The organism is Azospirillum sp. P4_B5, from assembly GCF_056402275.1.
The window spans coordinates 1-21,880 of record NZ_JBFUHT010000042.1; the positions used below are offsets into that span (position 1 = coordinate 1).

20 protein-coding genes are annotated in these 21,880 nt (G+C 69.5%); 17 read left to right on the top strand and 3 right to left on the bottom strand.

Annotated elements, in window-relative coordinates; translation table 11 throughout:
- Positions 1 to 1,004: cache domain-containing protein (locus AC1DVI_RS25335; RefSeq protein ID WP_476960325.1), on the bottom strand; the 1,004-nt coding region annotated here is incomplete at its 3' end.
- A gap of 244 nt (positions 1,005 to 1,248) precedes the next feature.
- Between AC1DVI_RS25335 and AC1DVI_RS25340 the strand changes: the two genes are divergently transcribed.
- The 5 genes from AC1DVI_RS25340 (at position 1,249) to rpmB (ending at position 6,246) form a co-directional block, all read left to right on the top strand.
- Positions 1,249 to 3,108, top strand: a complete 1,860-nt coding sequence (locus AC1DVI_RS25340; RefSeq protein WP_476960326.1) for an ABCB family ABC transporter ATP-binding protein/permease — start codon at positions 1,249 to 1,251, stop codon at positions 3,106 to 3,108.
- 26 nt (positions 3,109 to 3,134) lie between these two features.
- Entirely contained in the window at positions 3,135 to 3,695 is a 561-nt protein-coding gene (locus AC1DVI_RS25345) for a biliverdin-producing heme oxygenase (protein ID WP_476960327.1), read from the top strand.
- 68 nt (positions 3,696 to 3,763) lie between these two features.
- On the top strand, positions 3,764 to 4,762 hold the full coding sequence (gene meaB, locus AC1DVI_RS25350; protein WP_476960328.1) for a methylmalonyl Co-A mutase-associated GTPase MeaB: 999 nt from the start codon (positions 3,764 to 3,766) through the stop codon (positions 4,760 to 4,762).
- A gap of 195 nt (positions 4,763 to 4,957) precedes the next feature.
- A complete protein-coding gene (locus tag AC1DVI_RS25355; protein ID WP_476960329.1) occupies positions 4,958 to 5,779 on the top strand; it encodes a phasin family protein in 822 nt (273 codons plus the stop codon).
- Positions 5,780 to 5,943: 164 nt separating this feature from the next.
- Positions 5,944 to 6,246 carry a 50S ribosomal protein L28 gene (gene rpmB / locus AC1DVI_RS25360; RefSeq protein ID WP_476960330.1) on the top strand — a complete coding sequence of 101 codons (303 nt, stop codon included), beginning with the start codon at positions 5,944 to 5,946 and terminating at the stop codon, positions 6,244 to 6,246.
- Positions 6,247 to 7,253: 1,007 nt separating this feature from the next.
- Here rpmB and AC1DVI_RS25365 read toward each other — a convergent pair.
- Positions 7,254 to 7,814, bottom strand: a complete 561-nt coding sequence (locus AC1DVI_RS25365) for a regulatory protein RecX (RefSeq protein ID WP_476960331.1) — start codon at positions 7,812 to 7,814, stop codon at positions 7,254 to 7,256.
- An 80-nt stretch (positions 7,815 to 7,894) separates the two neighbouring features.
- On the opposite strand from AC1DVI_RS25365, the gene AC1DVI_RS25370 reads away from it, so the two are divergent.
- The 5 genes from AC1DVI_RS25370 (at position 7,895) to AC1DVI_RS25390 (ending at position 12,573) form a co-directional block, all read left to right on the top strand.
- Entirely contained in the window at positions 7,895 to 8,698 is an 804-nt protein-coding gene (locus AC1DVI_RS25370) for an ABC transporter permease (protein ID WP_149166543.1), read from the top strand.
- Between the two features lie 150 nt (positions 8,699 to 8,848).
- Complete coding sequence (locus AC1DVI_RS25375; protein WP_476960332.1) at positions 8,849 to 10,003, top strand: acetylornithine transaminase; 1,155 nt, start codon at positions 8,849 to 8,851, stop codon at positions 10,001 to 10,003.
- Positions 10,003 to 10,917: an ornithine carbamoyltransferase gene (argF, locus tag AC1DVI_RS25380; protein ID WP_476960333.1), complete on the top strand. Its 915-nt coding sequence runs from the start codon at positions 10,003 to 10,005 to the stop codon at positions 10,915 to 10,917. The genes AC1DVI_RS25375 and argF overlap by 1 nt, the downstream gene beginning before the upstream one ends.
- Before the next feature lie 65 nt (positions 10,918 to 10,982).
- The gene (locus AC1DVI_RS25385) at positions 10,983 to 11,906 is read left to right on the top strand and encodes an Hsp33 family molecular chaperone (protein ID WP_476960369.1); all 924 of its coding nucleotides are present in this window, start codon (positions 10,983 to 10,985) and stop codon (positions 11,904 to 11,906) included.
- Positions 11,907 to 11,985: 79 nt separating this feature from the next.
- The gene (locus tag AC1DVI_RS25390) at positions 11,986 to 12,573 is read left to right on the top strand and encodes a hypothetical protein (RefSeq protein WP_476960334.1); all 588 of its coding nucleotides are present in this window, start codon (positions 11,986 to 11,988) and stop codon (positions 12,571 to 12,573) included.
- Positions 12,574 to 12,780: 207 nt separating this feature from the next.
- Here the strand turns inward: AC1DVI_RS25390 and ahcY are convergent, their stop codons facing one another.
- Positions 12,781 to 14,085, bottom strand: coding sequence for an adenosylhomocysteinase (ahcY, locus tag AC1DVI_RS25395; RefSeq protein ID WP_137104541.1), 1,305 nt, complete (start codon positions 14,083 to 14,085; stop codon positions 12,781 to 12,783).
- Positions 14,086 to 14,304: 219 nt separating this feature from the next.
- On the opposite strand from ahcY, the gene AC1DVI_RS25400 reads away from it, so the two are divergent.
- The 7 genes from AC1DVI_RS25400 to AC1DVI_RS25430 all read left to right on the top strand — a co-directional run bounded on the left by AC1DVI_RS25400 (position 14,305) and on the right by AC1DVI_RS25430 (position 21,876).
- On the top strand, positions 14,305 to 15,063 hold the full coding sequence (locus AC1DVI_RS25400; RefSeq protein ID WP_476960335.1) for a phosphatase PAP2 family protein: 759 nt from the start codon (positions 14,305 to 14,307) through the stop codon (positions 15,061 to 15,063).
- A 53-nt stretch (positions 15,064 to 15,116) separates the two neighbouring features.
- Positions 15,117 to 15,707 carry a hypothetical protein gene (locus tag AC1DVI_RS25405; RefSeq protein WP_476960336.1) on the top strand — a complete coding sequence of 197 codons (591 nt, stop codon included), beginning with the start codon at positions 15,117 to 15,119 and terminating at the stop codon, positions 15,705 to 15,707.
- A 22-nt stretch (positions 15,708 to 15,729) separates the two neighbouring features.
- Positions 15,730 to 16,101: a hypothetical protein gene (locus tag AC1DVI_RS25410; protein ID WP_476960337.1), complete on the top strand. Its 372-nt coding sequence runs from the start codon at positions 15,730 to 15,732 to the stop codon at positions 16,099 to 16,101.
- A 138-nt stretch (positions 16,102 to 16,239) separates the two neighbouring features.
- Positions 16,240 to 17,766 (top strand): glycosyl transferase family protein, encoded by a 1,527-nt coding sequence (locus AC1DVI_RS25415; protein ID WP_476960338.1) that lies wholly within the window; start codon positions 16,240 to 16,242, stop codon positions 17,764 to 17,766.
- 370 nt (positions 17,767 to 18,136) lie between these two features.
- Positions 18,137 to 20,440: a TonB-dependent receptor gene (locus AC1DVI_RS25420; protein WP_476960339.1), complete on the top strand. Its 2,304-nt coding sequence runs from the start codon at positions 18,137 to 18,139 to the stop codon at positions 20,438 to 20,440.
- Between the two features lie 81 nt (positions 20,441 to 20,521).
- Positions 20,522 to 21,208, top strand: coding sequence for a Fe2+-dependent dioxygenase (locus AC1DVI_RS25425; protein ID WP_349600638.1), 687 nt, complete (start codon positions 20,522 to 20,524; stop codon positions 21,206 to 21,208).
- The gene (locus tag AC1DVI_RS25430) at positions 21,208 to 21,876 is read left to right on the top strand and encodes a tetratricopeptide repeat protein (protein ID WP_476960340.1); all 669 of its coding nucleotides are present in this window, start codon (positions 21,208 to 21,210) and stop codon (positions 21,874 to 21,876) included. Before AC1DVI_RS25425 ends, AC1DVI_RS25430 begins: the two co-directional genes overlap by 1 nt.
- Positions 21,877 to 21,880: the final 4 nt, after the last annotated feature.

Genomic DNA, 21,880 nt, shown 5'->3' on the forward strand with positions numbered 1-21,880 from the left:
ATGACCATGACCGCCTCGACCGTGTCGGTCAGGCGGTTGATGCCCGCCGACATGGTCTTGTAGAAGCCGTCCTTGCCGGTCAGGTCGAGGCGGCGCGACAGGTCGCCCTTCGACACGCCGTCGATCAGCGCGGCGATCTCCTCGCCGATCGCCGTCTCGCGGGCGCGCTGCGCCTCGTCGGCGCGGCGTTCGGCCTCCAGGCGCTCGCGCTCGGCCTCGTCCATCGCCCTCTTCTGGATGGCGTTGTCCTTGAACACCTGCACCGCTTGGGCCATCTGCCCGATCTCGTCGCCGCGGTCGAGGCCGGGAACGGCGACGTCCAGCTTGTCGGCGGCGAGGTCGTGCATGGTCGCGCTCATCGCCCGCACCGCGCCCATCTGGCGGCGGACCAGGAAGAAGCTGATCAGACCGAAGGCCAGCGTGACCAGCGGCGCCACCACCAGGATGGTGCGCTCCACCTCGTCCACCACCCTCATCACGTCGGCCCGCTTCAGTCCGACGAACAGCACGCCGACCACCGAGCCGGAGGCGTCGAGCAGCGGGTCGTAGGAGGTGAAGTAGCGCTCGCCCAGGATGTCGGCCTCGCCGCGGTAGGGCTTGCGCTGCGTGATGACGCTGTCGAAGACCGGCCCGGCGCCCAGCTTGGTGCCGTTGGCCCGGCTGCCGTCGGGGTTCTGCACGGTGGTGGCGACGCGGGTATCGCCGCGGAACACCGTGGCGGCACCGCCGGTCAGCGCGCGGATCTGGTCGACCATGCGGGTGTCGCCGTCGATCCGCACCGATCCGACATGCAGCGCGCCGTCGCGCAGGCTGTAGTCGGCGCCGTTCTGCTTCAGCAGCATGTGGGCCAGCGCCATGCTGCGCTCCCGCTGCTCCTGAGCGGAGGCGGCGCTGCGGTCGCTCAGCACGTGGCTGGAGGCCAGCGTCAGCACGATGGCCAGGATGAACAGCCCCAGCACGTTCAGCAGGGACAGTTTGGCGGTCAGGGAGAGATTTTTCAGCACGTTCGGCCCTATGCGGCAATCGCTCCGCAGCCCTCGCCAACGGAGATAGACAATAAGTCTAATACGGTTTTATCCTTTCGTCCGCGTGCAATTTTTCGGAGACGGATTCCCGCAAACCGTGTGGAAACGCTCCGGTGGGCCGCCATGCAACCGGCGCACGGCCCGTCTTCCTTGGTTGGCCCCGCAAGTGGCCCTAGTTTAGGGCAGCCGCTTTTGGCAACCGATCCAATTCCCGGACCCCTCCATGCGCCGCCGCACCAGCACTCCCAGCCCGGCCCCCTCCTATGCGGAGGCCGCGTCCAGCACCGGCGACATGGCGGCGCTGCGCTCGCTCGTCCCCTATCTCTGGCCGCATGATTCCTTCGAGACGAAGCTGCGCGTGGTGGTGGCGCTGGTCCTGCTGGTCGGCGCCAAGGTGGCGAACGTCTGGGTGCCGCTCTTCTACAAGCGGGCGGTGGACGCCCTGTCGCCGGGGGACGCGGGGGCGCTGGTGACCATCCCGCTGGGGCTGATCGTCGCCTATGGTCTGGCGCGCGTGATGTCGCTGGTTTTCGCCGAGCTGCGCGACGCGGTGTTCGCCAACGTCGCCCAGCGCACGATCCGCAAGGTCGCCTTGTCGGTCTTCCAGCACCTGCACGCCCTGTCGCTGCGCTTCCATCTGGAGCGGCAGACCGGCGGCCTGACCCGTTCGCTGGAGCGCGGCACCCGCGCCATCGAGACGCTGCTGCGCTACGCCCTGTTCTCCATCGTGCCGACGCTGGTGGAGATCACGCTGGTCTGCGTGATCCTGTGGCGGATGTTCGACGGCTGGTTCGCGCTGGCGACCTTCGCCACGGTGGGCAGCTACATCGCCTACACCTTCTTCGTGTCGGAATGGCGCATCCAGTTCCGCCGCGCCATGAACGAGACCGACAACAAGGCCAACACCAAGGCGGTGGACAGCCTGCTGAACTACGAGACCGTCAAGTATTTCGGCAACGAGGGGCACGAGGCCCGGCGCTACGACCAGGCGCTGGCTTCCTACGAGCAGGCGGCGGTGAAGAGCCAGCGCAGCCTGTCGCTGCTGAACATCGGCCAGTCGGCGATCATCTCGCTGGGTCTGGCCGTGGTCATGGGCATGGCGGCGCGCGGCATCGTCAACGGCACGATGACGCTGGGCGACTTCGTGCTGGTCAACACCTACCTTCTCCAGCTCTACCAGCCGCTGAACTTCTTCGGGGTGGTCTACCGCGAGATCAAGCAGGCGCTGATCGACGTGGAATCGATGGTGACGCTGCTGTCGGTGGACCGCGAGGTGGCCGACCGGCCGGGCGCTCCCCCGCTGGCCATCAGGGGGGGCGAGCTGCGCTTCGACGGGGTGGAGTTCGGCTACGACCCGCGGCGCCCGATCCTCAAGGGGGTGAGCTTCACCGTGCCCGCCGGGCGGACGGTGGCCATCGTCGGCCCGTCCGGGGCGGGCAAGTCGACCATCGGGCGGCTGCTGTTCCGCTTCTACGACGTGTCGGGCGGCGGCATCCTGATCGACGGGCAGGACATCCGGGAGGTGACCCAGCAATCGCTGCGCGGCGCCATCGGCATCGTCCCGCAGGACACGGTGCTGTTCAACGACACCGTCTATTACAACATCGCCTACGGCCGCCCCGGCGCCAGCCCGGCGGAGGTCGAGCAGGCGGCGCGGCTCGCCCACATCCACACCTTCATCATGGCGCTTCCCGACGGCTACGAGACCACGGTGGGGGAGCGTGGGCTCAAGCTGTCCGGCGGCGAGAAGCAGCGCGTCGCCATCGCCCGCACCATCCTGAAGAACCCGGCGATCCTTCTGTTCGACGAGGCGACCTCGGCGCTCGACACCCACACCGAGCGGGAGATCCAGGCCAACCTGCGCGAGGTCAGCCGCGGCCGCACCACGCTGGTGATCGCGCACCGCCTGTCCACCGTGATCGACGCCGACGAGATCCTGGTGATGGAGGCCGGGCGTGTGATCGAACGGGGACGCCACATGGAACTGCTGTCGCGCGGCGGCGCCTATGCCGCATTGTGGGCGCGGCAGCAGGAATCCTCCCAGGGGCCGGAACCGGTTCCGGAAGTCCTCGCCCCCACTTAACCTCATCATCACGACGGAGCATCCTTGTGGGACCGGTACGGCAGGCGCTGCGAGAGGCGACCCGCGACATCCATGAACGGCTGGACCGCGCGGCGGTGCTGCGCCCGCTGACCAGCCCGTCGATCACGGCGGACGAGTACCGCGACGCCCTGATCGCCCTGCACGGCTTCAACGCCCCCATTGAGCGGGCGCTGGGCGGCGAGGGGACCGAACGGCTGGACCTGCTGCGCGCCGATCTGGCCGATCTGGGGGTGGACGCCGATGCCCTGCCGGTGGCCGGGGCGCTGCCGGCGCTGGACGGCCTGCCGGCACGGCTGGCGGCGCGCTACGTGCTCGACGGCTCCGCCCATGGCGGGCGGGCGATGCTGCCCAACGTCACCCGTGCCTTGGGGTTCGACGCCACGCGCGGGGCGCGCTTCCTGGCGTCCGCCGGAATCGACATGGCCGGCCGCTGGAAGGCGCTGCTCGCCCGGCTGGAAAGCGATCTGGACACGCCCGAGTCGGTGCAGGCGGCCTGCGCCACGGCGGTCGCCCTGTTCGCCGCGCTGGAGGTCTGGCTGGACGGGCTGGTCGCGAAGGCGGCGTGACGCTTACGGAGGCGGGCGGATCGACGCGGGGGCTTCACCGCGCCCGCCGCGCCCGCTAGGTTCCCTGCATGACCACCGCTCCCGCCCTCAACACCCCCGCCGCGCTCGCCGACGCGGTGCTGCGGGGTGACCGCCGCGCGCTCGCCCGCGCCATCACGCTGATCGAATCGACCCGGCGCGACCACCGCGCCCAGGCCGACGCCCTGCTGGAGACGCTGCTGCCCCACACCGGCAACTCGGTGCGGGTGGGCATTTCCGGCGTGCCGGGGGTGGGCAAGTCAACCTTCATCGAGGCCTTCGGGCAGCACGTCATCGCGCGGGGGCACAAGGTGGCGGTGCTGGCCATCGACCCGTCGTCGCAGCGCACCGGCGGTTCCATCCTGGGCGACAAGACCCGCATGGTGGACCTGTCGCGCGAACCGAACGCCTTCATCCGTCCCTCGCCCGCCGGCGCCACGCTGGGCGGCGTGGCCCGCCGCACGCGCGAGGCCATGCTGATCTGCGAGGCGGCGGGCTTCGACGTGATCGTGGTGGAGACGGTGGGCGTCGGCCAGTCGGAGACGGCGGTGGCCGACATGGTCGACCTGTTCATGCTGCTGCTGCTGCCCGCCGGGGGCGACGAGCTTCAGGGCATCAAGAAGGGCATCGTCGAGCTGGCCGACCTCGTGGTCGTCAACAAGGCGGACGGCGACCTCGCGAACACGGCGCGGCATACCGTCGCGGACTACCGCCACGCCCTGACCCTGCTGCGCCACGGCGACTGGCGCGTGCCGGTGCTGAGCTGCTCGGCCATCACCAAGGCCGGCATCGATTCGGTGTGGGACACCATCGGGGAGCACAAGGCGATCACCGAGACGTCCGGCGTCCGCGCCACGCGCCGAGCCGAGCAGGCCCGCGCCTGGCTGTGGAGCGAAATCCGCGAGACGCTGGTGGACGCCTTCAAGGCACATCCCGCCGTGCGCGCCGACCTGTCCGCGCTGGAAACCCGTGTGACCGGCGGCGCCATCACCCCGACCGCCGCTGCACGCGTTCTGCTTGAAAAGTTCCTCGGACGCGCGGTGGAGTAGGTCCTTTCGGGTATGCTGCACCGCAACATTTCCGTTGCGCCGCGATTCTCCCGTGCATAAGGTGGCGTGGGCGGGAAAGGAGCGTCTTCATGGCGCTTGGGCGAGAGGTTTGCCCGCAGTCTCCTGGGGTATGAGCCGGAGTTGACTTGTCCGACACCGCCTCCGCGTCGAGTCGTCAACGGGAGACCTTAGGACATGGCCGCCAACTTTCTTGATCTTTTCGAGCGCTTCAATTCCCTGGCTCTGGGGCCTCTGGCCCTGTCGCCGCTGGGCAAGGCTGGCGCCGAGACCTACGCCGCCCGCGGCACCCGCGTCGCCGGCGTGATGCAGGACGGCTGCCGCCGCCTGCTCGACGGCGTGAACGCCGGCATCGGCGAGACGACCCACCTCGCCGGTGAATTCGCCAAGGTGCGCAGCCCGGCCGACCTCGTCGCCGTGCAGCGCGAATGGGCGACCGTCGCCCAGGCCCGCGTCGTCAACCAAGTGCAGACCGTCCTCGACGTCTCCTCCAAGATCGCCGCCGAGCTGGGCGTCGCCCCGGTGACCCTGTCGCCGGCCGCCCCGGCGCCCAAGGCCGCCCCGGTGGCTGCGCCGGCTCCGAAGGCCGCCCCGAAGGCGGAAGCTCCGAAGGTCGAGGCGCCCAAGGTCGAAGAGAAGAAGGCCGAGGTGAAGGCGGAAGCGAAGGCAGAGCCGGCTCTCGCCCCGGCGCCGCAGAAGGCTCCGCCGGCCCGCAAGGCTCCGGCCAAGGCCGCCGCTCCCAAGGCCGCGCCGAAGGCCGAGGCGCCCGCTCCGAAGGCGGAGCCGGTGAAGGCCGAAACGCCGAAGGTCGAGGCGGCTCCCGCCCCGGCGCCCAAGCCGGAGGCCCAGAAGGCCGACGTGAAGGCCGACGTGAAGGCCGCTCCGAAGGTCGAGGAAAAGAAGGCGGACGTGAAGGCGGAACCCCCGAAGGTCGAAGCCCCCAAGGCGGACGCGCCGAAGGTGGAGGCTGCGAAGGCCGCCGCTCCCGCCGCCGAGTGATTCCACCGGATCGCGGTCTCCGCCGGCCCGGAGACCGTCGATCGGCGCGCGCCCGTCTCTTCCTTCCTTGACGGGCGCGCGCTTGTTCGACTATAACGCCGCCTCCTTCGGGCGGAATGCTGCCCGGGACCGGGTTTCATTTGCAAAAATAAAGGATCAGTCCGATGGCACGTCGGTGCTCCGTGACCGGTAAGGGCACGCAGTTTGGCAACAACGTCAGCCACGCCAACAACAAGACCCGCCGCCGTTTCCAGCCGAACCTGCAGGAAACCTCGCTGCTGAGCGACGCTCTGGGTCAGATGGTGCGCCTGCGTATCTCCACCAACGCGATCCGTTCGATCGAGCACAAGGGCGGCCTCGACGCCTTCCTGCTCGACGCGAAGGACGACGTCCTCAGCCTGGAAGCGCGCCGCCTGAAGCGCCGCATCGCCAAGGCCCAGGACAAGCAGCAGGCCGTCGCGGCCTGAGGCTGACCGCCTGGAGGCGCCGGAGCGCATCCAGGCGATTCTGGTGATGTCACCGCGGAGCGGCAAACTCCGCGGCCGGGTGCTGAACCCCACACCAGGACGACTCCGACTCTCGGTTGCACCGAATCCCGGTTGAGAGTGCCGGGGGGGGGGGGGGGGGGGGGGGGGGGCAGCAGGCGGTAGCGCGGCGAATCGGGGCCGAACCCAACGCCGATCCCGGCTCCCACGGCAAGGTTCTCGCCGACGAGATGCCGGACGCCGGCCTCCACGAAATTGTCAGCCTTGCCGCGCTCCTCCGACTGCTCACGCACCACGTCGAAGGCCACGGCGGTGGCGGGGCCGACCGGTGCGTTCATTCCGGCGGCCATGATGAAGCGGTTCTCGCGCTCGTCCGAAGCCGGATCGAACCGATGCCGCCAGGACAGGTTGGCGTGCAGGCGCGGCGCGCCGGCGGCGGTCCCGAGCGGCTGGGTCAGGCGCCCGGTGATCCCGGCCTCGGTCGTCTTGCTCCCCGACCCGTAGGGGATGCTGACCAGCGGCTCCACCGAGAGGCCCAGCCGTCCTTGCGACGGTTCACGGATGTTGTATTCGGCGGACAGCGTGACGTCGCCCTGCTGGGCGTCGTCGGCGTTGCCCACGCGGTAGCCGGGATTGACCTTCAGCGCCAGGCCGTTGGCCACACCGACCTGGAGTTCCGGGTCGAAGGACAGGCGGTTGCGCCCGCCGTCCCCCTTCAGCCGCTCGAAGAAGGCGCGAACCTTCACATCGACGCTGCCCTTCTCGATGGCGGCGGCGTCCTCGACGGTGATCGGCAGCTCCGACGACAGCGCCATGCGCTTGTCATCCTGCGCGCGGGCGGTCCCGACGGCAGGCAACCCGGCGGCGAGCAGCCCGGCGGCGAGGGTAAGGCCCGCGAGGGCGGCGTGGCGCATGACTGTTTCCCCGGAACCGGTGGCGTTTGCCGAACAACAGCCGGACGGGGCGAACGGGCCGGGGCGGGGAGGGGGTTATTCCACCGAGTCGGGGTCGTCGGCGTCCACCACCCGCCGGGCGATGTCGTAGGCGAAGCCGGCGCGGCCCAGCGCCGCCAGATCCTTGTCGCGGAACTCCGCGCGCTTCTCCGGCAGGCGGTAGGGGCCGAGCCGGCGGCGGCGGGCCAGCGCCAGGGCGGCGGTCAGGTTCAGGTCGCCCTCGACCTCCTCGTCCAGCGACTCCAGCGCGCGGTCGGCCTCGTCGCGCCCGATTCCCTTGGCGGACAGTTTCTCGCGGATGGCGCGGGTCGAGGTGCCGCGACGGTGCAGGCTGGCCGCGCGCATCTCCGCGTAGGCCGCGTCGTTGAGCAGGCCGCTGCGCAGATAGCGGGCGATCAGGTCCTCGACCCAGCGCGCCCCCTCCGCCGGGTCGGTGCCGTGGGCCTGGGCGGAGCGGTCGACCTTGCACATCAGCACGCGGCGCAGGCTGGCCGAGGAGCTGGCGAAGCGCTGGAGATAGTGCAGGGCCGCGTTCTCCAGATACTGGGCGGTTACGAGGCGCGGCGGCTTGCGGGCCGACGGCTGGTCGCGGGTCATGGCTGTCTCCCGTCCGGGGGCGGTTGCCGGAACGGGCGCCGCGCCCTAAAGTCCGGTCCATTCCTGTTGATCGTGGTGCGATGACTCATCCTCTCCCTCCCATGCCCCGCCAGGTCGGCGCCGTCAACTGGGTCGGCCTGTGGACCCTCTACGCGCGCGAGGTGCGCCGGTTCCTGAAGGTGCACCAGCAGACCGTCTGGGCGCCCGTGGTCACCACCCTGCTGTTCTACGCCGTCTTCGCGCTGGCGCTGGGCGGTGCGGTGCGGATGATCGGCACGGTGCCCTATCTGGAGTTCCTGGCCCCCGGCCTGATCATGATGGCGATGGCCCAGAACGCCTTCGCCAACACCTCCTCCTCCGTGGTGATCGCCAAGGTCCAGGGCAACATCGTCGACATCCTGATGCCGCCGATGGCCCCGCTGGAGTTGGCCTTCGGCTTCGTGATGGGCGGGGTGACGCGCGGCCTGCTGGTCGGGCTGGTCACCGGGCTGGCCATCTGGGCCTTCGTGCCGGTGCGCATCGCCCATCCGGAGTTCGTGATCTTCCACGCCCTGATGGCCTCCATGCTGCTGTCGCTGCTCGGGCTGGTCGGCGGCATCTGGTCGGAGAAGTTCGACAACATCGCGGCGGTGACCAACTTCGTGGTGACACCGCTGTCCTTCCTGTCCGGCACCTTCTATTCGGTGGAGACGCTGCCGCCGGTGTTCTGGTGGATCGCCCATTTCGACCCGTTCTTCTACATGATCGATGGCTTCCGCTACGGCTTCATCGGACGGTCGGACGGCACGCTGGGGATCGGGATTCTCGTCATGCTGGCCGTCAATGGCAGCTTGTGGTGGCTGGCTTGGCGCATGCTGAAGACGGGCTACAAGCTGAAGGCGTAAATCCGCCGGAATTCGGCCGAATTCAGCCGGTTGGCGTAGCCAATCCGTTGACAGCGTGAAGTGACATCTTGATATTCGACGGTTCCCGGCGGGCGAGGGTGTCCGCCGGGCTTTCCTCATTCGGAGGTTTTCGCTGTGATTCCGGTCGTCATGCCCACATATGCCCGCGCCGACATCGTGTTCGAGCGCGGCGAAGGTCCGTATCTGTACGCGACCGACGGGCGACGATTCCTGGACTTCGCCGCCGGTGTGGCGGTGAACGTCCTCGGCCACGCGAACCCCTATCTGGTCGAGGCGCTGACCGCCCAGGCGCACAAGCTCTGGCACACCTCCAACCTGTTCCGGGTCGCCGGGCAGGAGAGCCTCGCCAAGCGGCTGACCGACGCCACCTTCGCCGACACCGTGTTCTTCACGAACTCGGGCGCCGAGGCGTGGGAGTGCGGCGCCAAGCTGATCCGCAAATACCATTACGAGAAGGGCGACAAGGCCCGCACCCGCATCATCACCTTCGAGCAGGCCTTCCACGGCCGCACGCTGGCCGCGGTGTCGGCGGCGCAGCAGGAGAAGCTGATCAAGGGCTTCGGCCCGCTGCTCGACGGCTTCGACCTCGTGCCCTTCGGCGACCTGGAGGCGGTGCGCAACGCCGTGACCGACCAGACCGCCGGCATCTGCGTGGAGCCGATCCAGGGCGAGGGCGGCATCCGCGCCGGCTCGGTGGAGTTCCTGCGCGGCCTGCGCGCGATCTGCGACGAGCATGGGCTGCTGCTGTTCCTGGACGAGATCCAGTGCGGCATGGGCCGCACCGGCAAGCTGTTCGCCCATGAATGGGCCGGTATCACGCCGGACGTCATGGCGGTGGCCAAGGGCATCGGCGGCGGCTTCCCGCTGGGCGCCTGCCTTGCCACCGAGAAGGCGGCGTCGGGCATGACCGCCGGTACCCACGGCTCGACCTACGGCGGCAACCCGCTGGCCACCGCGGTCGGCAACGCCGTGCTGGACAAGGTGCTGGAGCCCGGCTTCCTCGACCATGTGCAGCGCATCGGCGGGCTGCTCCAGGGCCGTCTGGCCGGCCTCGTGGCCGAGAACCCGTCGGTCTTCACGGGCGTGCGCGGCCAGGGGCTGATGCTCGGCCTCGCCTGCGGCCCGGCGGTCGGCGACGTGGTGGCGAAGCTGCGCGCCAACGGCCTGCTGTCGGTTCCGGCGGGCGAGAACGTGGTCCGGCTGCTGCCGCCGCTGAACATCGGCGAGGCCGAGGTGGAGGAGGCTGTGACCATCCTCGCCAAGACCGCGAAGGAGCTGGTGTGATGTCCGCCGTCCGTCATTTCCTCGACATCGACCGGCTGGACAAGGCGACCCTGCGCCGGATCCTCGCCATGGCCGCGACCATCAAGAAGGACATCCCGGCCTACCGCTCGCTGTTCGCGGGCCGCACGCTGGCGATGATCTTCGAGAAGCCGTCGACCCGTACGCGCGTCTCCTTCGAGGTGGGCATGCGCCAGCTCGGCGGCGACGTGGTGGTGCTGAAGCCCGACGACATGCAGCTCGGCCGCGGCGAGACCATCGGCGACACCGCCCGCGTGCTGTCGCGCTACGTGGACGCCGTGATGGTCCGCACCATGGGCGAGGAGCGCGTGCAGGAGCTGGCCGAGTTCGCCTCGGTGCCGATCATCAACGGCTTGACCGACCAGTCGCACCCCTGCCAGATCATGGCCGACGTGATGACCTTCGAGGAGCATCGCGGCCCCATCGAAGGGCGCACGGTGGCCTGGATCGGCGACGTCAACAACGTGGCGGTGAGCTGGGTCCATGTGGCGGTGCGCCTCGGCGTGGAGATCCGCCTCGGCTGCCCGGAGATCTACGGCCCGGCGCCGGAGTTGCTCGACTGGGTGAAGCGCGAGGGCGGGCGGATCACCGTCACCACCTCGCCGGAGGAGGCCGTGCGCGGCGCCGATTGCGTGGTCACCGACGCCTGGGCCTCGATGCACAACACCGACGTGGACGAGCGGGCGGCGATCCTGTCGCCCTATCAGGTGAACGAGGCGCTGATGGATCTCGCCGCCCCCGACGCCCTGTTCATGCACTGCCTGCCCGCCCACCGCGGGGAGGAAGTGACCGACGGGGTGATCGACGGCCGGCACTCGGTCGTCTGGGACGAGGCGGAAAATCGCCTGCACGCCCAGAAGGCCATACTGGCATGGTGCCTCGGCGCCACTATTTAAGAGCACTTGGGGCTGAGAGCCCTTGGAATTGGAGTCATGGCCCGGCGCCTCACTCCGTCCAACCGATCACCGACGATCTCGTTCTGCCTTTCCAGATCGAGGCGTCGCGCCTGCGCGGCCGCATGGTGAAGCTGGGCCCCGCGCTGGACGAAATCCTGACCCGCCACGCCTACCCGGAGCCGGTCGCCCGCTTCCTGGCCGAGACGATGACGCTCGCCATGCTGCTGTCCAGCATGCTGAAGTACGACGGCATCTTCACGCTCCAGACCAAGGGCGACGGGCCGGTCCGGCTGATGGTGGCGGACATCACCTCGGTCGGCGACATCCGCGCCTACGCCCAGTTCGACGAGGAAGCCCTGGCCAAGGCCGCCGACGACGTGGCCATCGCCCCGGCGCCGGCCCTGCTCGGCAAGGGCCACATCGCCTTCACCGTGGACCAGGGGCCGAACACCGAGCGCTACCAGGGCATCGTCGAGCTGTACGGCAAGACGCTGGCCGACTGCGTGCAGCATTATTTCCGCCAGTCGGAGCAGATCGACACCGGCCTGACCGTGTCGGTGGACCAGGAAACCCTGCCGGACGGCGGCAAGGGCGCCTGGCGGGCCGGCGGCATCATGATCCAGCGCCTGCCGCAGGACGCCACGGAAAAGGTGCTCGGCTCCGGCGACGAGGACGCGTGGCGCCGCGCCATGGTCCTGTTGTCCAGCACCACCGGCGACGAGCTTCTCGACCCGGACCTGCCGGCCCGCGACCTGCTGTTCCGCCTGTTCCACGAGGACGGCGTGCGGGTGTGGCAGCCCAAGGCCCTGCGCTTCGGCTGCCGCTGCTCGCGTGAGCGGGTGTCGGACATGCTGTCCAGCCTGCCGCGCGCCGAGGTGCAGGATCTGAAGATCGACGACGGGCGGGTCGAGGTGGTCTGCCAGTTCTGTTCCACCGCCTACCACTTCGACGACGCGGACCTCGACCGGGTCTACGGGACGGCGAAGTAGAGGGCTCCAGGTTCCGGATGCGCTTGGGAAACGGCGCGGCTATAGTGCCGCGCCGTTTTTCCGTCTCACCGGAGCGATCATGCCCACCCGCCGTTTCGTTCTCGCCGCCGCACTCGCCACCATGGCCCTGACGGCCTGCCAGAGCACGCCGCCGCGTCCGGCGGCCCGGCCCATCGACTATTCCAACTTTGGCCCGATCGTCCTGAACGCGGGCGGCGTCGACGTGGTGGACGCCCACCGGCCGGCCGGCACCACCGTCGACCAGCGCATCCCCCTGCCGCCCGCCGAGGCGGTGCGCCGCTGGGCCAACGAGCGGCTCCAGGCCGCGGGCGGGCCGGGCCGCGTCCGCGTCACCATCCGCGACGCCAGCATTGTCGAGGTCCAGCTTCCCAAGACCGGCGGGGTGAAGGGTTACTTCACCAACGATCAGGCCCAGCGCTACGACGGGCGGATCGAGGTCGAGATCGGCGGCGAACTGCCCGGCGAGACGACCTTCCGCGGCATGACCAAGGCGACGGTGACCCAGTCCACCACGGTGCCGGAGAACATCTCGGTGGCCGACCGCGAGGCGACCTTGCAGGACCTCGTCCGCCGCATGATGGACGATCTGAACGCCCGGCTGGACGCCGGTATCCGCAAGGATCTGGGGCCGATGGTGCGGCGGTAACGTTCGGCAGAGGGGAAGTCTTGCCCCCTCCCTGACCCTCCCCCGCTTCGCAGGGGAGGGGATAAACTCCCTCTCCTGCGTCAGCGGGGGAGGGAAGGGGCCCGCGGCGTCAGCCGTGGGAAGGGTGGGGGCAACAGCTCACCCCAAACACAGAAAGGGCCGCCCATTGGGCGGCCCTTTCCGTTCCGATCCGTCCGGACCCGCTGATCAGTAGCGGTAGTGGTCCGGCTTGAACGGGCCTTCGACCTTCACGCCGATGTACTCGGCCTGCTTGGCGGAGAGCGTGGTCAGCTTGGCGCCGATCTTGTCCAGATGCAGGCGGGCGACCTTCTCGTCCAGGTGCTTCGGCAGGACGTAGACCTTGTTCTCGTAGCTGGCGGCGTTGGTCCACAGCTCGATCTGGGCCAGCACCTGGTTGGTGAAGCTGGCGCTCATCACGAAGCTCGGGTGGCCGGTGGCGCAGCCCAGGTTCACGAGACGGCCCTGGGCCAGGACGATCAGGCGCTTGCCGTCGGGGAAGACGACCTCGTCGACCTGCGGCTTGACCTCTTCCCACTTGTAGTTGCGAAGAGCCTCGATCTGGATCTCGCTGTCGAAGTGGCCGATGTTGCAGACGATGGCGCGGTCCTTCATCTGGCGCATGTGGTCCAGCGTGATGACGTCCACGTTGCCGGTCGCGGTGACGAAGATGTCACCCTGCGGGGCGGCCTCGTCCATCGTGACGACCTGATAGCCTTCCATGGCGGCCTGGAGCGCGGTGATCGGGTCGATCTCCGTCACCAGGACGCGGGCGCCCTGCGAGCGCAGCGAGGCGGCGGAGCCCTTGCCCACGTCGCCGTAGCCGGCGACCACGGCGACCTTGCCGGCCACCATCACGTCGGTGGCGCGCTTGATGCCGTCGACCAGCGACTCGCGGCAGCCGTAGAGATTGTCGAACTTCGACTTGGTGACGCTGTCGTTCACGTTGATGGCCGGAACCTTCAGCGTGCCCTTCTTCATCATCTCATAGAGACGGTGGACGCCGGTGGTGGTCTCCTCCGACAGGCCGCGGACCTCGGCCAGCATCTCCGGATACTTGTCGTGCATGATCTGGGTGACGTCGCCGCCGTCGTCCAGGATCATGTTCGGGGTCCAACCATCGGGACCGCGCAGGGTCTGCTCGATGCACCACCAGAACTCCTCCTCCGTCTCGCCCTTCCAGGCGAAGACCGGGATGCCGGCGGCGGCGATGGCGGCGGCGGCCTGGTCCTGGGTCGAGAAGATGTTGCAGGACGACCAGCGGACGGTCGCGCCGAGAGCGGTCAGCGTCTCGATCAGCACGGCGGTCTGGATGGTCATGTGCAGGCAGCCGACGATGCGGGCGCCGGCCAGCGGCTTCGTCTCGCCGAACTCCGCGCGCAGCGCCATCAGGCCGGGCATCTCGGTCTCGGCGATGGTGATTTCCTTGCGGCCCCACTCGGCGAGGCTGATGTCCTTGACCTTGTAGTCGGTGAAGTTGGCGGGCGCGGCCATCGGGGGGTCTCCTGGGCGGCTGTTTGCGGTACAGCAATGATGAGGGGCGGGCGCACCGGCCCGCTGTGGCGTTGGTGTAGCAGCGCATTCGGAACCCCGCAAGCATAAAGATATCTTTATGTTTGCGGGGTTGACCATTCGGCGGCGTCCACTGCGGCCCGGCGGACCTTTTCCCCGGAGGCCGGCGTTCCCATAACCGGTCTGCGACCGACGGGAGGCATGGGACGGGCGATGGCGCTGGCAGGATTGAGGGCACCCGGCTTCTGGACGAGGCTCGGCCGGCACGAGTTGCGGCTTCTCGTCGGCATGGCGGTCAGCGCCGGGCTGATCCTGGCCTTCGCCCTGCTGGCCGGCGAGGTCATCGAGGGCGAGACGGCGGCCTTCGACCGCGCGGTGCTGATGGCGCTGCGGGTGGCCGGCGATCCGACGACGCCGCTGGGGCCGCCCTGGCTTCACAACGCGGCGCGCGATGTCACGGCGCTGGGCAGCATTACGGTGCTGTCGCTGATCACCGCGGTGACGGTGGGCTTCCTGCTGCTTCGGGGAAAGCGCGGGGCGTCGCTTCTCGTGCTGTTGTCGGTCGGCGGCGGCATGGCGATCAGCGGCCTGCTGAAGAACCAGATCGGACGGGAGCGTCCGGACATCGTCCCCCACGGCGACATCGTCTTCACCGCCAGCTTCCCCAGCGGCCATTCGCTGCTGTCGGCGGTCGTCTTCCTGACGCTGGGCGCGATGCTGGCGCGCTTCGTCGAGGGAAGGCGGCAGAAGGCCTACGTGCTCGTCGTGGCGATGGCGGTGACGTTGCTGGTCGGCTGCAGCCGCGTCTATCTGGGCGTCCATTGGCCGACCGACGTCCTGGCGGGCTGGTGCGTCGGGGCGGGATGGGCCGCGCTGTGCTGGCTCGTCGCCCTGTGGCTGCAAAGACGCGGTGCGGTCGAACCGGAGGGTGAAGACGGAACGGTGCCGGATCGCACTTGACCCCGCCCGGCCTCAGCCGATATTTCGGGTTATCCCGTCGCTCAACCCACTGCATGTCGATGCCCGAAGGCGCCCTGGACCGTGAAACCCTGCAAGCTGTCGGCGTGCTGAAGCGCGCCGTGGACGAGGCGCGGGTGCCGGGCGTGCTGGAGTTCCGGATGCTGTCCAGCGCGCTGGACCGCACGCTGGAAACGGAAGACGTGCATGAACTGAACGAGGCCAAGCGCGTTTACGAGACGTTGGACGGCGAATGCCGGACGCTGGTCGTGGAGCGCGCCACCACCCTGGCCCGTGCCGAGGCCGCCGAACGGCGGGTGCCGCATGGGGAAGGGGAGGCCGAGGTCGCCCCCATCGCTGCGGCGAAGCCGCAACCCCCGGCGTCGCCGCCTTTGGCGCCTCCTCCCGGGGCGCCGCCCGGCCTGCGCGGCGGCAGGACCATGCGTCCGGCCACCGGTTTCCTGGCGGCGCTGAACGGCGTTCGCTCCGCCTCGCGGAGCCAGCCGCCGGGGCAACCAAAGGCGGACGGCGCTCCCGACAGCCGCGCCACCGCGAAGTCGCGGCTGATGGCGGCGGTGGAGGAGCGGCGCGAGAGCGACCAGGGCACGCGGCTCCATTCCGGCGGGCCGCCATCGGACAGCGACTGACAGAGATGAGGATGATCAGGGAATGACAGCGTTCAGGGTCGGGGATCAGGTGACGATCCACAACAGCCAGACCGGCCCCGAGAGGATCGCCACCGTCGATGCCTTCACCGAGGGCAACCGCTGCATGGTGCTGTCCGACGGCACCAAATGGCGGGCGGACGGCCAGCGCCAGTGGCGCGTCGGCAGCGGCTATTACAAGGGGCCGGTGGTCGAGCGGACGCGGCCCGGCGACGTCGACATCGTGACCCGGCGCCGCGCCATCGGCGTGATCCGCAAGTTCGCCCAGGACCTGAACATGGACAGCCCGTTCGACGCGGCGGCGCTGACCCGCATCGTCGAGCGGATTCAGGCGGAGCAGGCTGCGGCCCCCAAGCCCGCAGCGTCCGAGGACTGAGCTTCCGAAGCCGCCGGCCCGTTTCCGTCGTGGGAGGGACGGGGGCTCCGTGCGTGTTGCGTTGGTATGCGAATGCGTATCATTATCATGGTATGCAGCCGTGAACCGGCCAGGCAACCGCATTCGGGCTGAACTCACATGACGGTCAAGAGGAAGGACGGAACGCCGCATCCGAAACCGGAGGCGTCCGCTCAGGGCAAGGCCGTTCCCCGCGACCAGGAAAATCGGCTGTCCCGTGGCCGTCTGATCGTCGCGCTGGACGCGCTGCTGTCGAAACGGAACGTCACGCTGGCCGCCCGCGACCTCGGTCTGCAGACATCGGCGCTCAGCCGGCTCCTGGGGCAGATGCGCGAGGCGTTCGGCGATCCCCTGTTCATCCGCTCCGGCCGCGGCCTGGTGCCCACGCCGTTCGCCGAAGAGTTGCGCCCGCGCGTCCAGGCGATGGCCCGCGGGATCGACGCTCTGTTCGAGCCGGCGGCGGAACGCCCGGCGCTCGACGAAACCTTCGATCCGCGCTGGAACGTGCCGACCGGCATCGCGGCGCCGCCGCTCCAGGTGCGGCCCGCCGGCCTGCTGGAGGGGCAACCGTCGCCGGCCCGGGTCGACGCGAAACTGCAGAGGATCGGGCCGGATGCCCCGGCGCAGGACCGTCTGGCCCGCCACATCGGCGTGTTGGGCATCGCCGGGGGCGGCCATGGCCGCCCGCTGACCGCCGAGGAGGCGGAGGAGGCGATGACCATCATCCTGGCGGGCGAGGCCGATCCGGTCCAGGTCGGCGCGCTTCTCGGCATGATGCGGATGCGCGGCTCGACCGCGCCGGAACTGGCCGGGATGGTGCGGGCGATGCGGGCGCACGTCGCCGCCGGGCTGGGCCGGACGATCCAGGCGGACATCGACTGGCCCTGCTTCACCTCGCCCAACTACCACAACCCGCCCTGGTTCTTTCACGCCGCCCGGCTGGTCGCGCAGGCCGGCCACCGGGTGCTGCTGCACGGCGGCACGGGCTGCAGCGCGGCCTCCGGCCGGTACGAGTTCATCGCGCCCACCGTGGGCATCCCGGTCTGCACCAACGCGCGGGAGATCGCGGCGGCTCTGGCGGCGCAGCGGATCGCCTACGCCCCGCTCGCCGCCCTGTCCCCTCAGATCTACCGGCTGATCGGCCTGCACCGGCTGACCCAGACCCGTTCCGCCGTGTTCGAGGCCGTGCATCTGCTGAAGCCGGCCAAGGCCAAGACCTCCCTGCTGGGCGCGGCCAAGCCGACCTACCGGGAACTGCACCGCGACGCCGCCCGCATCCTCGGCTGGAAGCACATGGCCGTGCTGGGCAGCGTGCGCGACGTCGCCCAGTTCACGCCCTTCCGCCCGTCCTCCATCCACCGGCTGGTCAACGGCGCGGCGGAGGACCTCATCCTGCCCGCCTGCATGGAGGAGCCGCCGCCGACGCCGCGCCCGCGCGGCACCAGCCTGGAATATTGGCAGGGGGTGTGGACCGGTGCGGTGCGCGACGCGCGGGCGGAGCGCATCATCGTCGGCACCGCCGCCTTCGCCCTGTTCGCCCTTCCCGGCGCCGCCGGACCGGCCTTCGCCGACGCCCTCCGGCTGGCCGAACAGCTCTGGAAGGCCCGTCTCGGGCAGGGCGCGATGGCGGTCCGGATTCCGTCCTGACGGACAAAAGACGTTCGGGCCGCGGCGCCCCCGCATATTGAGAATAATTCTTATTATCGTAGTTGCTGCTTTGCAACAGCCCGGTTTCGCACGCTCCCGCGCGATCCTCTGAAAACGCCTGAACAGACATTTTAACTCGTTGTAGCACATATGAAAAGCGGGTGTCGGCCCACGTCTGGGCGGGCTGCCGGAGGGTCCCTCATGGGCCTTCGCCAAACGACATATCCCCGCATGCGATGGGGCTGAACAAGGGTGATTTTGCAATTTAGAATTATTCTGAATGATCGCCGTTGAAGGGGGCGCCTCCCCGCTTGGTAGATACCCGCCGCTGATCGGCGCATCCGCCACGACGTTTTTTCGGGAGAGCCTCATGTTGCAATCGAATGTCCCCGACCGCCTCCGACCCATCATCGCCGGCGCCGCCGCGACGGCGGGGCTGGCGATGTCCTTCTCCACCCTGGCGACGGTGGCCGAGGCGCAGACGGCCGGTGCGGGGGCCGGTTCGGGGACCGGGACCGCGCCGGGCACCGCGGCCGGTGACGCCACCGTTCTCGACCCGGTGCGGGTCGGCGCCGACCGCCCGGCCGACACCGGCAACGTGAACGCCAAGCCCACCGGCATCTCCCGCCTGCCCGACACGGTCAAGGACACGCCTCGCGTCGTCAACGTCATTCCGGAAGAGATCATCGAGCAGCAGCGCGCCACGACCCTGGAACAGGTCCTGCGCAACGTCCCCGGCATCACCATCTCGACCGGCGAGGGCAACGGCGGCCAGAACGGCGACCAGTTCCGCATCCGCGGCCTGACCGCCCGCGGCGACATCTACACCGACGGCCTGAAGGACTTCGGCGTCTACACCCACGACGTCTTCAACACCGAGACGGTGCAGGTCTTCAAGGGGCCGTCGGGCAACGGCTTCGGTGTCGGCAACTCCGGCGGCGTCATCAACCAGGGCACCAAGAAGGCCGGGCTGGACAAGCGCTACAAGGTCGAGCAGTCGGTCGGTTCCGGCCCCACCTACCGCACCACGGTGGACGTGAACCAGCCGATCAACGAGACGACGGCGCTGCGCATCAACGGCCTGTTCCACGACCAGGACGTCGCCGACCGCGACGAGGTCGAGGCCAAGCGCAAGGGCATCGCCGCCGACCTGGGCGTGGGGCTGGGCACCCCGACGACCTGGCATCTGAACTACTCCTACCTGAAGGGCGAGAAGATCCCGGATATGGGCGTTCCCATGATCCGCGGCCGCGACGGCACCTTCCGCCCGGCGACCGAGTTCGGGCTGGACCGGTCCACGTCCTACATCCGCGACCAGGACCGTGACGACACCGACAACCACGTCGTCACCTCGACCCTGGCCCACGAAGTCAGCAAGACCCTGTCCTTCTACAACGACAGCCGCTACAGCCATTACAAGCGCGACTTCGCCGCCACCACTCCCGGCGCGCCGACCGCGCCCAACACCACGCTCTTTCTGAACGGCGGCAACCCGGTGATCGGCTACGGCGCCGGCGGCGGCCTGGCCTTCAAGCAGAAGGGCTGGGGCGTGCAGAACGTCGCCGGAGCGAAGGCGGAGGGCAACTTCCTCGGTCTCTACCACAAGGTGAACGGCGGCCTGGACCTCAGCTACCAGAAGGACGAGCGCCGCGGCGGCAGCTGGGTCAACCGCACCAACACCCAGACCATCCGCAACCCCAGCCACAGCTACCCGGCCAACGCCTTCCTCACCTATCCGGCGACCGGCGTGCGCGAGTCCAGCGTCGCCAACACCGGCCTGTTCGTCACCGACCGCGTGTGGCTGTTCGACCAGCTGTCGGTGCAGGGCGGCCTGCGCTGGGATTACTTCCGCAGCACCTTCCGGGCCGCCGACCCGGCGGTGGCGGGCGGCAGCGCGACCACCCGCACGCTCAGCCCGTCGGCCAGCCTGATCTACGAGCCGACCAAGGACGCGTCGCTCTATTTCTCCTACGCGCGCTCCAACAAGCCGATCGGCGTGGACATCGCCGCGCAGCTCACCAACGGCTCGGCGGAGAATCCGCGCGACGGGCGCGACTTCGACCCGGAGAAGACCGACCTGTACGAGATCGGCGGCAAGGCCGACTTCTTCGGCGGGCGGCTGGGTGTGAACGGCGCGCTGTTCCAGATCGAGAAGAGCAACACCTACTCGGTCGATCCGGCCACCGGCACGGTCACCGACGGCTTCTCCGAAGCCGGTCTCGGCACCCGCATCCGCGGCTTCGAGGCCGGGGTGAGCGGCAAGGTGGTCGAGGGCTGGAGCGTCTACGCCAGCTACGCCTACCTCGACGGCGAGGTGAAGGAGTCGCGCACCAACGCGGCGGTCGTCGGCAACGAGGCGCCGAACGTCCCGAAGCACAACGCCAGCCTGTGGTCGACCTACGAGTTCGCCCCCGGCGTCGTGCCCGGCAGGGTCATGGTCGGCGGCGGCATCCAGTACGCCTCGGAATATTGGGCCGACAGCGCCAACACGGGCCGCGTGCCGGAGACGGTCTCGCTGGACAGCGTGGTGTCCTACGAGATCAACAACCTGTCCCTGGCGCTCAACGCCTACAACCTGACCGACCACCGCAACTACGCCTCGGCCTTCAACGCCTCGCGCGCGGTGCCGGCCTCGGGCCGCACCTTCATGCTGACCGCCGGCGTCACCTTCTGATCCCGGCCAGGCCGGACCGCTTCCCGGACCATCCTCCGGGGGCCGGTCCGGCCTTCTTCTTCTGCAAAAGGATTCCTCCCTGTGCTTCTGCAAATCCCCGACGTTCTGACCGCCGACGAGGTCGCCCACTGCCGCGCGGTGCTGGAGGCGTCGCCCTGGGTCGATGGCCGCGTCACTGCGGGTTCCCAGGCGGTGCTGGCCAAGAACAACCTGCAGATCCCGGAGGAGAGCGACACCGCCCGCGAGCTGGGCGTGGTCATCCTGAAGGCGCTGGGCCGCAACCCGGCCTTCAATTCCGCGGCTCTGCCGCTGCGCGTCCTGCCGCCCATGTTCAACCGCTACGACCTGGACATGACCTACGGCAACCATGTGGACAACGCCATCCGGGCCATTCCGGGCACCGGCGGCCTGCGCCTGCGGGCCGACGTCTCCACCACGATCTTCCTCAGCGATCCCGGCGAGTATGACGGCGGCGATCTGGTGGTCGAGGACACCTACGGCACCAAGGGCGTGAAGCTGCCGGCGGGGCACGCGGTGGTCTATCCGTCCAGCAGCCTGCACCGGGTGACCCCGGTGACGCGCGGCTCGCGCTGGGCCTCCTTCTTCTTCACCCAGTCGCTGGTCAAGGACGACGGGCTGCGGGCGATGCTCTACGACCTCGACGTCGCGATCATCGACCTGCGCCGGGAGCTGGGTGACCAGCACCCGTCCGTTCTGGCTCTGGTGAACCACTACCACAACCTGCTGCGGCGCTGGGCGGAGGTGTGATGGCCGGCATCGCTTCCTGTTCGACGGAAGGGCCGGGCATCATCGACGTGCAGCTCGCCCTGGGGCAGCAATGCCTCGACCGCGGCGGTGCCGCGCGGGCCCAGGCGGTGGAGTGGTTCCGCATCGCCGCGCGCAGCGGCGACGCCCGCGCCGTGAACATGCTGGGCCGCTGCCACGAGCACGGCTGGGGCGTGCCCGCCGACCCCGTCCAGGCCGCCGCTTACTACCGGCGGGCCGCCGAGCTGGGCGATGCGTGGGCGCTGTTCAATCTGGCCGACCTGCATTGCCGCGGCGTGGGCGTTCCGGCGGACGACGCCGAAGCCTACCAGCTCTATGCCGCCGCCGCCCGCCAGGGCAACGTGAAGGCGCTGAACATGCTGGGCCTGTTCCACGAGGCCGGGCGCGCGGTGGCCGAGGACGGGGCGGGCGCCCGCCGGCTCTTCCAGGCCGCCGCCGAGGGCGGGGATTGCTGGGGCCGCTTCAACCACGCTCGCCTGCTGCTCCAGGACGGGCGGACGGAGGAGGCGCTGGCGTGGTTCGCGCGGGCGCTGGAAACCGGTTTTCCCGACTTTTACCGCGGCATGGCCGCCGCCCTGGCCGGCCAGCCCGACCCGCGCCTGCGCGCTCTGGCGCGACGGGCGTGCGAGTTGGCGGAGGACATTTCCTGAGGAC